Here is a 13225-nt window from a genome sequence, read left to right as displayed (position 1 = left end):
GCCTGCCGCGACAGCGTCCTACTCGTCGAGCGCGAGCTCCTTGGGGAGCTCGAACTCCTTGCGGGAGAGCTCCTCGACGTTGACGTCCTTGAAGGTCAGCACGCGCACCGACTTCACGAAGCGGTCGGAGCGGTAGACGTCCCAGACCCACACGTCGCGCATGGTGAGCTCGAAGTAGAAGTCCTGCTCGGTGTCGCGGCGAACCAGGTCGACCTCGTTCGCCAGGTAGAACCGGCGCTCGGTCTCGACGACGTACGAGAACTGCGAGACGACGTCGCGGTACTCCCGGTACAGTGCCAGCTCGACCTCGCGGTCGTAGTCCTCGAATTCGTCCTCATCCATCGTTGGACAATCCTACGCCGAGCCGACGGGCACGAACGCCGGGAGCGGCTCCTCGACGCTCTCCCGCGACTTCGACAGCCAGGTCACCCGGTGCAGCGGGGACGGGCCGACCCGCTCGATCCCCGCCCAGTGCGCGGCGCTGCCGTAGCCCTTGTTGCTGTCCCAGGCGTAGTCGGCGAAGTCGTCGTGGTGGCGCACCATCTGACCGTCCCGGCCCACCTTCGCGAGCACGGAGGCGGCGGAGACGGCGGCGCAGTCGCGGTCGGCCTTCACGCGGGTGACGATCGTCAACTCGGCCGCCCACTCGCCCAGCGCGGGCGTCAGCCAGTCGTGAGCGCCGTCGAGGAGGACGACGGCGGTGGCGAGGTCGACGCCCTGGTCGGCGAGGCGCTCGATGCCCCTCGACGCGGCGCGGCCGAGGCCGGCGATGATCCCGGTCTCGTCGATCTCGTCCGCCGAGGACTCGCCGATCGCCCAGGCGGAGACCCACTTCGCCACCCCCGGCAGGAGCGCCTCGCGGCGGGCGGGAGCGAGCATCTTGGAGTCGCGGAGCCCCTCGGGGAAGCGCCCGCAGCGGCTGCCGATCGACACGACGCCGACCGACACCGGGCCGGCGATCGCGCCGCGGCCGACCTCGTCGCAGCCGATGACCGTCTCGTAGCCCTGCCGGAAGAAGCGCCGCTCCTGCGTCAGCGTCGGCTCGGCGACGACCACCTAGCCCTGCCCGCTCTGCGCGTCGTCCGAGCCCTCCTCGGAGGCCTCGGTGTCGACTCCGCGGAACACCGACGGGTAGTCGTCGAGCCACGCCCACTGCTGCACGGGCCAGGTGACGAGGATCGCGCGGCCCACGACGTTGTCGATCGGCACGAAGCCGCCGCCCGGCTTGTCGGTGTTGTAGCGGGAGTCGGCGGAGTTGTAGCGGTTGTCGCCCATCACCCAGAGCGAGCCCTCGGGCACGACGACGTCGAAGGGGGTGGCCGAGACGGCCTGCACCCCGTCCGGCAGCTTCACGTAGGGCTCGTCGATCGGGTTGCCGTTGATCTCGACCTGGCCGAGCGGTGTGCAGCAGGTCACGTGATCGCCGGGCAGGCCGATGACGCGCTTGATGAGGTGGTCGTTGCTGTCGGGAGCGGTGAGGCCGACGAGCGCGAGGGCGGAGTCGACCGCAGCCTGGAACGGCGGCACGTTGGGCTCGGAGCTCGGCGAGAGCCATCCGCCGGGATCGCGGAAGACGACGACGTCGCCGCGCGAGATCTTCACCACTCCGGGTACGAGCTCGTTCACGAGGATGCGATCGTTCTCGACGAGCGTCTGCTCCATGGAGGAGGAGGGGATGTAGAACGAGCGGATCAGGAAGGTCTTCACGAGGAAGGAGACGAGCACCGCGACCACGAAGATGATCAGCACGTCGCGGAGGAAGAGCAGGACACCCCGGCGCTTGCGCGGGCGCTTCTCGGACGGATCCGCCGAGTGGCGGGCGTGGTCCTCGCCTCCGGGGAGGCGGACCGGGGCCGTGCTGTCTGTCATCGCTCGCCGTCGCCCCTACTGTGCATCACCGGGTGGACTCCCCGGACGGATCGCCCCCGAGAAAGGGAGGAACCCCGGTCCATCATAGGTGGACCGGGGTTCCCGAGAAGTCGTGCGGAAGCCGCTCAGGCGTCGCGCTTCTCCTTGATCTTGGCCTTCTTGCCGCGCAGGTTGCGCAGGTAGTAGAGCTTCGCGCGACGGACGTCACCGCGGGTGACGACCTCGATGTGGTCGATGACCGGCGAGTGCACGGGGAACGTGCGCTCGACGCCGACCTGGAAGCTCACCTTGCGGACGGTGAAGGTCTCGCGGACGCCCTCGTTGGAGCGGCCGATGACGACGCCCTGGAAGACCTGGATGCGCGAGCGGGAGCCCTCGACGATGTTGACGTGGACCTTGACGGTGTCGCCGGCGCGGAAGTCCGGGACATCGCTGCGGAGGGACGCCGCATCGACGGAATCGAGGATGTGCATGCTGTATCGCTCTCCGTGCCCGCCACAGGTCGAACACCGTTTCGTTGATGGAAGTCGGTCGTGCCCACGTCGTCGCGGCTCCCCTGTGGCAGAGCCTGCGCGAGGCACAAGCGCTCATTCTGCCATGCCGCGTCGATCCGAGTCAAAGCAGGCTCGTCTGGAGGGCAGGGTCACCCGGAGGGCAGAGCCGCGCAGAGGGCGGGTCCGTCGAGAGGGCCGAGCTGTGGAGCAGGGCGGGGCCTCGCGGGAGACAGCGCCTCTCGGGACGCCCGACCCTCAGAGGACGATGGTCTGCCCGTCCTGCGGGCGCTCCGGGTCGAAGCCCTCGCCGGCGACGGGGCGGTGAGCGCCCTCGGCCTGCACGGACGCCGCCTCCGAGAAGGCGAGGAGAGTGGCCCTCGCGTCGGCGAGGAACCGCCACGCCGAGTGCCAGAAGGCCGCCACTCCGAGGACCACCGAGAGCAGGCCCAGCGCCCAGGCGCCGGGCGGGAAGAAGCCGAAGGCGATCAGGGAGAGGTGCCAGGCGCCGACCACGGCCACGTCGCCCCACGCGGGAGTGCGCGTGGGCCGAACGGTCACCCGGAATGCGACGATCGCGGCCACAGCCGCCAGCGCGACCGCCAGAATGGGGAGGGCGATCACCAGGCCGAGCACGGTCCAGCCGCTCGATCCCCCGAAGACCCCGTAGCCGAGGAGGATCCACAAGGGCAGCACGATCGCCGCCGGGAACTGCCAGGAACCGAATGCCCGTCGCGTGCGCATGCACCGACCGTACCCACCACCGCTGAGCGACGGCTCAGCGGACCCCGAGAGGATCAGGATGATCGAGCTACGCACCCCCGCCGAGATCGAGGAGATGCGTCCCGCCGGCCGCTTCGTCGGCGAGGTACTGAAGGCCACCTCCGCCGCTGCCGCGGTCGGCGTGAACCTGCTCGAGCTCGACCGGCTCGCCCACGACATGATCCGCACGGCCGGCGCCGAGTCCTGCTACATCGACTACCACCCCTCCTTCGGCGCGAGTCCCTTCGGCAAGGTCATCTGCACCTCCGTCAACGACGCGGTGCTGCACGGCCTGCCCTTCGACTACCGGCTGAGGGACGGCGACCTGCTCACCCTCGACTTCGCCGCCTCCGTGAACGGCTGGGTCGCCGACTCGGCCATCAGCGTCGTGGTCGGGACGCCGCGCGAGGAGGACCTCGCCCTCATCGACACCACCACCCGCGCGCTCGAGGCCGGCATCGCCGCCGCGCAGCCCGGGAAGAAGATCGGCGACATCTCCGCGGCCATCGCGGCCGTCGCACACGCCGAGGGCCTGTCGATCAACACCGACTTCGGCGGCCACGGCGTCGGCCGCACGATGCACGGCGATCCGCACATCCCCAACGACGGACGCGCCGGCCGCGGCTACCCGCTCCGCCCGGGCCTCGTCGTCGCGATCGAGCCGTGGTTCCTGCAGACGACCGACGAGATCTACACGGACAAGGACGGCTGGACCCTCCGCAGCCGTGACGGCTCTCGCGGCGCCCACATGGAGCACACGATCGCCATCACCGAGACGGGGAACATCGTCCTGTCCGCACGGGACTGACCAAGCGGTGGACAGTACTGCTATCCGATAGCAATACTGTCCACGTGCGAATCTCGGAGCTCAGCCGCAGCAGCGGCGTCAGCCTGCCCACGATCAAGTACTACATCCGGGAGGGGCTGCTGCCGCCGGGCGACGCCGCCGGCCCCCAGCGGGCGGAGTACGGGGACGCTCATGTCGCCCGCCTGACGCTGCTCCGGGCGCTCATCGAGAGCGGCGGCGTCGGCATCGCCGGCGCGAAGCGGATCACGGCCGCGCTCGACGCGGGCGTCGGTCCGACAGCAGCGTTCGAGGTGGCGCAGGACGTGGTCTCCGTGAGCGCCGACTCGACCGCGTCCGCCACCGAGGCGTCGACGCGGCGGATCGCCGAGGCCGCGGGCTCCGACCACTGCGGCCACCCTGCCGTCGCGACGGCGGCACGGGCGCTCGACGCGCTCGAGCTCTCCACCGGACCGATGAGCGCCGGCTGGCTCGAGACCTACGCCCGCGCCGCCGCCCTCGTCGCCTCCGCCGACCTCGACGAGCTGCAGGCCCGCGAGAGCGTGAGCGAGCAGGCTGCCGTCGCCGCCGTCGGCACCGCGCTCGGAGACGTGGTGCTGCAGTCGCTCCGGCGCGTCGCCCAGGCGCGCGAGACGCAGAGCCGCTTCGGCTCGACGGAGGTGCCCCGATGAGCGCCGCGACCGAGACGCCCGCGCGCACGGCCTCCGCTGCTCCGCACCGGCCGCTCCTGGTGCTCGCTGCCGCGATGGCGGTCGGTGCCCTCCTCAGCGCGATCGCGCTGGTCGTCGATCCCCGCGAGCTCGGCGGGCAGCCGCTCTGGGGCAAGCCGCTGAAGTTCTGCCTCTCGATCGCGCTGTACGCCGTGACGCTCGCCTGGCTGATCGGGCTCGTGCCCCGCCGGCGCCGCCTCGCCCGAGCGCTGGGCACGGTCGCGGCGGTCGGTCTGGCGGTCGAGATGGTCGTGATCGGAGGCGCCGCCCTGGTCGGCGAGCGCAGCCACTTCGACGTCTCCACTCCCCTGCACGCCGCGCTCTGGGCCTCGATGGCCGTCTCGATCGTGGTGGTCTGGCTGGCGACTCTGGTCCTCGCCGCCCTCCTGGCGCGGGTGCCGCTCGGCGACCCGGCGCTGACGCTCGCCGTGCGCACCGGACTCGTGATCGGGCTCGTCGGGATGGCCCTCGCGTTCCTGATGACGGGGCCCTCGCCCGGCCAGATCAGCGACTACCAGGGCGTCGTCGGTGCGCACGCCGTCGGAGTCGCGGACGGCGGACCCGGCCTCCCCCTCCTGGGCTGGAGCACCACGGGGGGCGATCTGCGCATCCCGCACTTCGTCGGGATGCACGCCCTGCAGGGGCTCCCGCTGCTCGCGCTGCTGCTCGGACGGCTGGCACCCCGGATCCCCGTGCTGCGCCCCGGATGCACCCGGCTGCGGCTCGTCGCACTGGCCTCGGCGGGCTGGGCGGCCGCGGTCGCCCTCACCTGCTGGCAGGCGCTGCGCGGACAGGCGCTGACCGCACCGGACGCGCTGACCCTCGCCGTCGCTACTGTGGCCGTGGTCGCCCTCGCCGGAGGGACGATCCTCACCCTCGCACGAACGGAGGCCCGCGCATGAGCCGGCTGCGCCGCGGCTGGACGCCGCTCGGGATCGTCTACCTCGTCCTCGCCCTCGCCGGGCTGATCGGGACCTGGACCTGGAACGTGAGGGCGATGCAGGAGGGCGCGGACCTGCTCGCCGGCCTCGCCGCAGGCGGGCCGTGGGTGTCGTCGTTCTCGACCGACCTGCTGGTCGTCGCGATCGCAGCCGTCGCCTTCATGGTGGTGGAGGGCCGCCGGATCGGGATGCGCCGCGTGTGGATCCTGGTGCTGCTCGCGCCGCTGGTCGCCCTCGCGTTCGCGTTCCCCCTCTTCCTCGCCCTCCGCGACCGGCACCTGGCCCTCGCGGCCCGGTGACCGTGCGGCTCGGGGCTAGGGAAGCAGTTCGGGGCGGACGCGGCGGGTGCGCTCGACGCTCTGCTCGTGGCGCCAGGCGGCGATCGCCCCGTGGTTGCCGCTGAGGAGCACCGGAGGGACGTCGAGGCCCCGCCAGGAGGCCGGCTTGGTGTAGCTCGGGTACTCGAGCAGCCCGTCGGAGTGGCTCTCCTCGACCAGGCTCGCCGGGTTGCCGACGACGCCCGGGACCAGGCGTCCGACGGCCTCGATCATCGCCATCACGGCGACCTCTCCTCCGTTGAGGACATAGTCGCCGAGGCTGATCAGCCGGACCCGCGCGCGCTCGGCGGTGTGGTCCACGACGCGCTGGTCGATGCCCTCGTAGCGGCCGCAGCCGAAGACGAGGGTGGACTCCTCCGCGAGCTCGCGGGCGGTCGCCTGGCTGAACAGCTCGCCCGCGGGCGACGGGAAGATCACGACCGGGTCGTCCGAACCGTCGAGGATAGTGTCGAGCGCCTCGCCCCACGGCTCCGGTCGCATCACCATGCCCGCGCCGCCGCCGTAGGGCGTGTCGTCGACGGTGCGGTGGCGGTCGTGGGTGAAGTCGCGCAGGTCGTGCACGCCGAGCTCGATCAGCCCGCTCTGCCGCGCACGGCCGAGCAGGCTGATGTCCAGCACGCCGAAGAACTCCGGGAAGATCGTGACGATGTCGATCCTCACGACCGGGGCTCCTCCTCGGAGGCGGCGTCGGAGGCGGCCGAGGTCTCGTCGTCGGCGGGCTCCTCGAGAGCGGCGTCCGCGTCAGCGGAGTCCGCGTCATCGGAGGCGTCCGGCTCGTCGGCGTCCGCAGGCGCGCTCAGCGCCGGGTCCGCGAGGTCGACGCCGCTGAGGTCGACCGCGGCGGGCTCCTCCTCGGGAGCCTCCTCGAACAGGCCGATCGGAGGCGTGACCGTGACGATCCCGGCCGCGGCGTCGACGGAGGGGACGATCGCGTTCACGAACGGCACCATCACCTCGCCGGAGGGGGTACCGACGATGAGCAGGTCCTGCGCGGGGAAGTGGTCGACGCGGCGGACGGTGCCGACCTCGACGCCGTCGCGGACGACCTTCATGCCGACCAGCTGGTAGTCGTACCAGGAGTCGTCCTCGCCCGGCTGGGTCTGCACCTCCTCGTCGATCCAGAGGATCGCCTTCAGGAGGGTCTCAGCGGCGTTGCGGTCGTCGACGCCTCGGAAGAACGCGACGGGGTGGCTGTTGTACCAGCGCAGCTCGACGAGCTCGAGCTTCCTGCCGTGCCACTCGGAGGTGCGCGGGACCTGCAGCGTGAACGTGGATCCGGGGGTGAAGCGCTTGTCGGGCTCGTCCGTGTAGAGCTCGAGCTTGATGGCGCCCTTGAGCCCGTGTGCCTTGGTGAGTCGGGCGACGCGGAGCTGCGTCGTGCCCGGTCCGGTGACCGACACCTCTACTTGTCGGTGTCGACGACGTCGACGCGCACGCGGCGCCCGTCGGCGAGCGCGGCGACGAGAGTGCGGACGGCCTTGGCGGTGCGACCGGAGCGTCCGATCACGCGGCCGAGGTCCTCGGGGTGCACGCGCACCTCGAGGACCTCTCCGCGCGGGGAGCTCGTGGCCACGACACTGACCTCATCGGGGTTCTCGACGATCCCCTTGACGAGGTGTTCGACGGCGGGAGCGAGCACTGACTACGCCTCGGTGGAGGTCTCGTCGGCGGTGTCCTCGACCGGGGCGGCCTTGGCCGGAGCCTCGGACTTCGGCTTGAGGACGGGCTTCTTCTTCGCGTCGACGACGAACGGAGCCTTGGGCTCCTTCAGCTGGACGGTGCTGACGGCGTCGGCGTCGCCCTTGAAGCGGCCCCAGTCGCCGGTCAGCTTGAGGATCGCGGCGACCTGCTCGGTCGGCTGCGCGCCGACTCCGAGCCAGTACTGCGCGCGCTCCGAGTCGACCTGGATGAACGAGGGCTGCTCGGTCGGGTGGTACTTGCCGATCTCCTCGATCACGCGGCCGTCGCGCTTGGTGCGCGAGTCGGCGACGACGATGCGGTAGTAGGGCGCCCGGATCTTGCCGAGGCGCTTCAGACGAATCTTGACAGCCACAATTCTCCTGTGTGGTCGTTGACCGGTGTCCGGTCGATGATGGATGAACTGAGCCGTGAGCGTGGGGGCACACCCGGCGGAAGCTCGAGGGGGTTTCGTCGGCGGTGAGTAGAGGGTCGACCGCCTCGGACCCGACGGATCATTCTGCCAGAAAAACCGCCCCGGTGCGGGCCCGGCACGCCGCCGCCCAGCGGCACCCTCGCGGGAGCGGGCCGAGCGGGACCGGGGAGGCCTCCGCCGGGGCTCGGCGTCCGCCCCGGCCGCAGGTGGCAGGATGGCGAGGCGCGTCCCGATCGGCGGACGCCCGGATCCGATGAGGACCACGCCATGGAGATCAGCTTCGCCGCATCAGACCGCTCCACGCTCGGGATCGAGTGGGAGGTCGCGATCGTCGACCGGCAGACGGGCGATCTCGCCAACGTCGCCGATGTGGTGCTGGAGGCGCTCCGGAGCGACGACGGCGCCCCGCACCCGCACATCACCGGCGAGCTCCTGCGCAACACGGTCGAGCTGGTCTCCGGCGTGCACACCTCCGTCCGCGACGCGGTCGCCGACCTGCAGGACCAGCTGCGGCAGGTGCGCGAGATCACCGACCCCATGGGACTCGACCTCGTGTGCTCGGGCACGCACCCGTTCGCGCAGTGGTTCGACCAGGCCATCACGGACAAGGAGCGGTACCACCGCCTCATCGACCGGACCCAGTGGTGGGGTCGGAACATGATGATCTGGGGCATCCACGTGCACGTCGGCATCGAGCACCGCGACAAGGTGCTGCCGATCCTCAACTCCCTGCTCGACTACTACCCGCACCTGCAGGCGCTCTCGGCGTCGAGCCCGTTCTGGGGCGGGGTCGACACGGGCTACGCCTCGAACCGCGCGCTGATGTTCCAGCAGCTGCCGACGGCGGGCCTGCCTCCGCAGTTCGGTGCCTGGGCGAACTACGAGGAGTACGTCGACGACATGATGCGCACCGGCGTCATCGACGACCACACGGAGGTCCGCTGGGACATCCGCCCCTCGCCGCAGTGGGGCACGCTCGAGATGCGCGCGTGCGACGGCCTCTCCTCCGCGGAGGAGATCGGAGCGGTCGCCGCGCTGATCCAGTGCCTCGTCGAGCACCTCTCGTCGCGGCTGGACGCGGGCGAGGACCTGCCGACGATGCAGCCCTGGTACGTGCGCGAGAACAAGTGGCGCGCGGCCCGCTACGGGCTCGACGCCGAGATCATCCTCGACGCCGCTGGAGCGGAGCGCCTGGTCACCGACGACATCCGCGACCTGCTCGTCACCCTCGCACCGGTCGCCGAGCGTCTCGACTGCGTGAAGGAGCTCGGCGACGTCGAGCTGATCCTGGTCGCGGGAGCGAGCTATCAGCGCCAGCTGCGGACGGCCGCGGCGAACGACGGCGACCTCAAGGCGGTGGTCCGGGCGCTCGCGGGCGAGCTGCGCGACGGGCTCCGGGATCCCCGCTCATGACGCGTCCCGTCCTCCTCGCCGCAGCCGCGATCGGCGCCCTGGCCCTCGGCCTCGCCGGCTGCTCGTCCTCGACGACGACCGGCCCGGCGACCGCGTCCCCCGCCGGCACCGCCACTCCCCTCCCGACCGTCACCGCCGATCCGCTGCCGCTCTCGATCGGCGGCTCTCTGCCCGCCGGCTCCCGAGTGACGATCGTCGGCGACAGCATCGTGCGCGGTCTGACGGTCGATCCGGAGCAGGCCTGGCCCGCACTCGTCGGCGACGACCTCGGCTGGGAGGTCACGAACCTGGGCTGCGACGGCGGCGGCTTCATCGAGCCGGGCGACTGCGGCGTCGCGATCGGCGACCGCGCGGAGGAGATCGCCGACACCCGGCCCGACGCGATCGTGCTGATCGCCAGCAGCAACGACCTGGGCTGGGATCCGGAGGACGTGGACGCCGCGATCGGGCCGGCGGTGGACGCGATCGTGGCCGCCTCGCCCTCGGCCCGGCTCATCGCGCTGGACTCGGTCTGGGGCCCCGACCCGCGCCCCTCCGATCTCGACGAGTACGACGCGGCGCTGGTCGAGGCCGTGACGGCCGCCGGCGGCGGTGCGCTGGAGTACCCGGACCCCCTCCGCGAGGACGGGCTGCTCGGCGAGGACGGCGTGCATCCCACCGTCGAGGGCCAGCGCGCCCTGGCCGACGCGTTCGAGGTGGCGGCCGAGAAGTCCGGCCTCGCCCGGGCGGTGCCGACCGGCCAGAAGGCGACGGACGCGCCGGCGGCCTGACTCCGACGCGGGGCGCCGCCCTGACGGCGCCCCGCCGGGTCAGCGCGCGGTGCTGTTCCGGCCGTCGCGCCAGCCGAGCAGGTCGCGCACGGGCGCGAGGTCGATGTCCGGACCGGTGATGCCGAGCGTGAACAGGCGGGCGCCCAGGTCGTACTGCTGGTCGAGCACGTCGAAGGAGGCGTCGCCGACACCGCCGCGCACGCTCGCGCCGGTCGAGATCTCGATCGCCGCCGGGTCGCGGTCGACGCGGCTGCACCACTCCGAGAGCACGCCGAGCTTGCGCTCGAGCGTCGGGACGTCCGAGAAGCTGTGCCAGATGTCGGCGTGCTCGGCGACGATCCGCAGCGTCTTCTTCTCGCCGCCGCCGCCGATCATCACCGGGATGTCGCGGGTGGGCGCCGGGTTGAGCATCGACCACCGGCTGCGGATGCGCGGCATCGCCTCGGAGAGCTCGTCGAGGCGGGAGCCGGGAGTGCCGAACTCGTAGCCGTACTCCTCGTAGTCGCGCTCGAACCAGCCCGAGCCGATGCCGAAGATCAGACGGCCCTCGGCGCCCTTGGCGCTGATGTGGTCGACCGTGCGCGCCATGTCGGCGAGGAGGTCGGGGTTCCGGTAGCTGTTGCAGGTGACCAGCGGGCCGAACTCGATGCGGCTGGTCTGCTCGGCCCAGGCCGCGAGCATGCTCCAGCCCTCGAAGTGCAGGCCGTTCGGCTCTCCCGAGAGCGGGAAGAAGTGGTCCCAGTTGAAGGCGATGTCGACGCCGAGGTCCTCGAGCTCGGCGAGCGTGTCGCGGATGACCTCGTAGGGGACGTGCTGCGGTGCGATCTGGACGCCGATGCGGACGGGGCGCGCGTGTGCGGTTGTCATGCCCTCACGCTAGCGAGCGGTGCGCCTCACGGGGATCCCCGCTGCGGCCCCCGGAGGGACGGCGCGCTACTCCCCCGCCGGGTCCGGCGACGCCGAGGGCGCCTCGTCGCTCGTGGAGCGGGCGAGCTTGACGACGGTGGCCCCCTCGTCGTCGAACAGGCGGAGCCGTCCGCCGTCGATCGAGGCCATCGCCGCCTCCGAGAAGATCATCGGCAGTGCGACGCCGTCGCAGGCGATCAGCGTGCTCGGCCCGGCCGAGACGGTGAGGGCGCCCTCCTGGTCGATCGACCACTCGCCCTGCGCGCCGTTGCAGCCGTCGGAGCCCGCCCAGGTCCCGTCCTCCGCGATCAGGAGGAACGGCACGTCGGGCGCGTCGTAGGAGACGCCCGTCACCCAGCGGCCGACCAGGTCCTCCGGGGAGGGCGCCGTCATCGCGTCGACCCCGGAGCCCTCGGCGCAGCCGGTGAGCCCGAGCACGGCCGCGAGGACGAGGACCCCGCCCGCGCGTCCGGCCGCGACCCGCCTCATCGCCCGAGGAGCTTCTGCAGCTGCTCGAGCTCCTCCGGCGTGGGCTGGGCGCCCTTGCCGGCGCCGCCGCCCAGGCCGAAGCCGGAGCCGCCCGCATCGCCCGGGCGGGGCCCGGAGGTGATCGCCGCGTTCTCGGCCGCGCGCTTGGCGGGGTTGCCGGACTTGCTGCTCTTCTTCTTCTGCGGCTTCGGGCGGCCCTGGTAGCCGGCGCCGGGCACCGGGCCCATCCCGGGGACCGAGGGCATGCCGCCCTTGGCGACCGTCTTCATCATCTTGGCGGCCTGCTCGAAGCGCTGGACGAGCTGGTTGACGTCCGTGACCGTCATGCCGGAGCCGCGGGCGATGCGCAGGCGCCGCGAGCCGTTGAGCAGCTTCGGGTTGACCCGCTCCGCCTTCGTCATCGACTGGATGATCGCCTCGGTGCGCACGATCTCGCGCTCGTCGAACTGGTCGAGCTGCTCGCGCATGCCCTTCGCGCCGGGCAGCATGCCGATCATCTTCTTGATCGAGCCCATGTTGCGCAGCTGCTGCATCTGGCCGAGGAAGTCGTCGAGGGTGAACGTGTCCCCCATGATCTTCTCGGCGATCTTGCGCGCCTCGTCCTCGTCGAACGCGGACTGGGCCTGCTCGATGAGCGTCAGCACGTCGCCGAGGTCGAGGATGCGGCTCGCCATGCGGTCGGGGTGGAACTGCTCGAAGTCGTCGAGCGACTCACCCGTGGAGGCGAAGAGGATCGGGCGGCCGGTGAGCGAGGCGACCGAGAGCGCCGCGCCTCCGCGGGCGTCGCCGTCGAGCTTGGAGAGAACGACGCCGGTGAAGTCGACGCCCTCCTGGAAGGCCTTGGCGGTCGCGACCGCGTCCTGGCCGATCATCGCGTCGATGACGAACAGGACCTCGTCGGGGTTCGTGACGCGGCGGATGTCGGCGGCCTGCTTCATCATGTCGGCGTCGACGCCGAGGCGTCCGGCCGTGTCGATGATGACCGTGTCGTACTGCTTGTCGGTCGCGAAGCGGATCGCGTTCTGGGCGACCTTGACCGGGTTGCCGACGCCGTTGCCCGGCTCCGGCGCGTAGACCGCGACTCCGGCCTGCTCGCCGACGACCTGCAGCTGCTGCACGGCGTTGGGGCGCTGGAGGTCGGCCGCGACGAGCAGCGGGGTGTGGCCGTCCTTGCCGAGGTACTTGCCGAGCTTGCCCGCGAGGGTCGTCTTACCCGCGCCCTGGAGGCCGGCGAGCATGATGACGGTCGGCGGGCGCTTGGCGAACTCGAGCCGGCGCGACTGTCCGCCGAGGATCGCGACGAGCTCCTCGTTGACGATCTGGACGACCTGCTGGGCCGGGTTGAGCGCCTTGTTGACCTCGTCGCCGAGGGCGCGCTCGCGCACCTTGCCGGTGAACTCCTTCACGACCTCCAGCGCCACGTCGGCGTCGAGGAGGGCCCGCCGGATCTCGCGGACGGTGCCGTCGACGTCCGACGCGGAGAGCTTGCCCTTCGTGCGGAGGTTCTTGAAGGTCTCGACGAGTCGATCGGAGAGGGTGCCGAAAGTAGCCATGATGCCCGGAATTCTACCGGAGGCCCGGAGGGTCGGCGGGCGGGGCCGCCGATCGGCTCGCGATC

General features: G+C 71.7%; 18 protein-coding genes. 6 read left to right on the top strand and 12 right to left on the bottom strand.

Going from position 1 to position 13225, the window contains the following annotated elements; translation table 11 throughout:
* Positions 1–18: 18 nt before the first annotated feature.
* The 5 genes from C5D04_RS09255 to C5D04_RS09235 form a co-directional block, all read right to left on the bottom strand.
* Complete coding sequence (locus C5D04_RS09255) at positions 19–342, bottom strand: DUF2469 family protein (RefSeq protein ID WP_104347624.1); 324 nt, start codon at positions 340–342, stop codon at positions 19–21.
* A 12-nt stretch (positions 343–354) separates the two neighbouring features.
* Positions 355–1056: a ribonuclease HII gene (locus C5D04_RS09250; protein WP_104292189.1), complete on the bottom strand. Its 702-nt coding sequence runs from the start codon at positions 1054–1056 to the stop codon at positions 355–357.
* Positions 1057–1869: a signal peptidase I gene (gene lepB, locus C5D04_RS09245; RefSeq protein ID WP_104223903.1), complete on the bottom strand. Its 813-nt coding sequence runs from the start codon at positions 1867–1869 to the stop codon at positions 1057–1059. It lies immediately after the preceding gene.
* A gap of 125 nt (positions 1870–1994) precedes the next feature.
* Positions 1995–2342: a 50S ribosomal protein L19 gene (gene rplS / locus C5D04_RS09240; protein ID WP_104223904.1), complete on the bottom strand. Its 348-nt coding sequence runs from the start codon at positions 2340–2342 to the stop codon at positions 1995–1997.
* 276 nt (positions 2343–2618) lie between these two features.
* Positions 2619–3104, bottom strand: a complete 486-nt coding sequence (locus C5D04_RS09235) for a hypothetical protein (protein ID WP_104223905.1) — start codon at positions 3102–3104, stop codon at positions 2619–2621.
* 58 nt (positions 3105–3162) lie between these two features.
* Between C5D04_RS09235 and map the strand changes: the two genes are divergently transcribed.
* The 4 genes from map to C5D04_RS09215 are packed head-to-tail and all read left to right on the top strand — an operon-like array spanning position 3163 to position 5877.
* Positions 3163–3930 carry a type I methionyl aminopeptidase gene (map, locus tag C5D04_RS09230; RefSeq protein WP_104319244.1) on the top strand — a complete coding sequence of 256 codons (768 nt, stop codon included), beginning with the start codon at positions 3163–3165 and terminating at the stop codon, positions 3928–3930.
* Positions 3931–3974: 44 nt separating this feature from the next.
* The gene (locus tag C5D04_RS09225) at positions 3975–4598 is read left to right on the top strand and encodes a MerR family transcriptional regulator (protein WP_104226873.1); all 624 of its coding nucleotides are present in this window, start codon (positions 3975–3977) and stop codon (positions 4596–4598) included.
* Complete coding sequence (locus C5D04_RS09220) at positions 4595–5539, top strand: hypothetical protein (RefSeq protein WP_104347622.1); 945 nt, start codon at positions 4595–4597, stop codon at positions 5537–5539. The genes C5D04_RS09225 and C5D04_RS09220 overlap by 4 nt, the downstream gene beginning before the upstream one ends.
* Positions 5536–5877 (top strand): DUF2834 domain-containing protein, encoded by a 342-nt coding sequence (locus tag C5D04_RS09215; protein ID WP_104232491.1) that lies wholly within the window; start codon positions 5536–5538, stop codon positions 5875–5877. The genes C5D04_RS09220 and C5D04_RS09215 overlap by 4 nt, the downstream gene beginning before the upstream one ends.
* A 15-nt stretch (positions 5878–5892) precedes the next feature.
* On the opposite strand, the gene trmD is transcribed toward C5D04_RS09215, so the two are convergent.
* From trmD to rpsP, 4 genes are read right to left on the bottom strand one after another with little or no spacing between them, the layout of a single operon-like run.
* The gene (gene trmD, locus C5D04_RS09210; protein WP_104223910.1) at positions 5893–6576 is read right to left on the bottom strand and encodes a tRNA (guanosine(37)-N1)-methyltransferase TrmD; all 684 of its coding nucleotides are present in this window, start codon (positions 6574–6576) and stop codon (positions 5893–5895) included.
* A complete protein-coding gene (gene rimM, locus C5D04_RS09205; RefSeq protein WP_104347621.1) occupies positions 6573–7316 on the bottom strand; it encodes a ribosome maturation factor RimM in 744 nt (247 codons plus the stop codon). The genes trmD and rimM overlap by 4 nt, the downstream gene beginning before the upstream one ends.
* Positions 7317–7318: 2 nt before the next feature.
* Positions 7319–7555, bottom strand: a complete 237-nt coding sequence (locus C5D04_RS09200; RefSeq protein ID WP_068210678.1) for an RNA-binding protein — start codon at positions 7553–7555, stop codon at positions 7319–7321.
* Positions 7556–7558: 3 nt separating this feature from the next.
* The gene (rpsP, locus tag C5D04_RS09195; RefSeq protein WP_104347620.1) at positions 7559–7969 is read right to left on the bottom strand and encodes a 30S ribosomal protein S16; all 411 of its coding nucleotides are present in this window, start codon (positions 7967–7969) and stop codon (positions 7559–7561) included.
* 327 nt (positions 7970–8296) lie between these two features.
* Between rpsP and C5D04_RS09190 the strand changes: the two genes are divergently transcribed.
* Both C5D04_RS09190 and C5D04_RS09185 read left to right on the top strand, forming a co-directional pair.
* A complete protein-coding gene (locus C5D04_RS09190) occupies positions 8297–9442 on the top strand; it encodes a glutamate--cysteine ligase (protein WP_104267278.1) in 1146 nt (381 codons plus the stop codon).
* Positions 9439–10212, top strand: a complete 774-nt coding sequence (locus C5D04_RS09185; protein ID WP_104347619.1) for an SGNH/GDSL hydrolase family protein — start codon at positions 9439–9441, stop codon at positions 10210–10212. The genes C5D04_RS09190 and C5D04_RS09185 overlap by 4 nt, the downstream gene beginning before the upstream one ends.
* A gap of 39 nt (positions 10213–10251) precedes the next feature.
* Here C5D04_RS09185 and C5D04_RS09180 read toward each other — a convergent pair whose 3' ends face one another.
* The 3 genes from C5D04_RS09180 to ffh form a co-directional block, all read right to left on the bottom strand.
* Complete coding sequence (locus C5D04_RS09180) at positions 10252–11079, bottom strand: LLM class F420-dependent oxidoreductase (RefSeq protein ID WP_104232489.1); 828 nt, start codon at positions 11077–11079, stop codon at positions 10252–10254.
* Positions 11080–11145: 66 nt separating this feature from the next.
* Complete coding sequence (locus C5D04_RS09175) at positions 11146–11607, bottom strand: META domain-containing protein (RefSeq protein ID WP_104347618.1); 462 nt, start codon at positions 11605–11607, stop codon at positions 11146–11148.
* Positions 11604–13160: a signal recognition particle protein gene (gene ffh / locus C5D04_RS09170; RefSeq protein ID WP_104226882.1), complete on the bottom strand. Its 1557-nt coding sequence runs from the start codon at positions 13158–13160 to the stop codon at positions 11604–11606. Before ffh ends, C5D04_RS09175 begins: the two co-directional genes overlap by 4 nt.
* Positions 13161–13225 lie beyond the last annotated feature (65 nt).

The sequence above is a fragment of the Rathayibacter sp. AY1D2 genome, assembly GCF_002932695.1.
GTDB lineage: Bacteria > Actinomycetota > Actinomycetes > Actinomycetales > Microbacteriaceae > Rathayibacter.
Note: the sequence above shows the minus strand (reverse complement) of the source record. Positions and strands in the feature narration are given on the sequence as shown.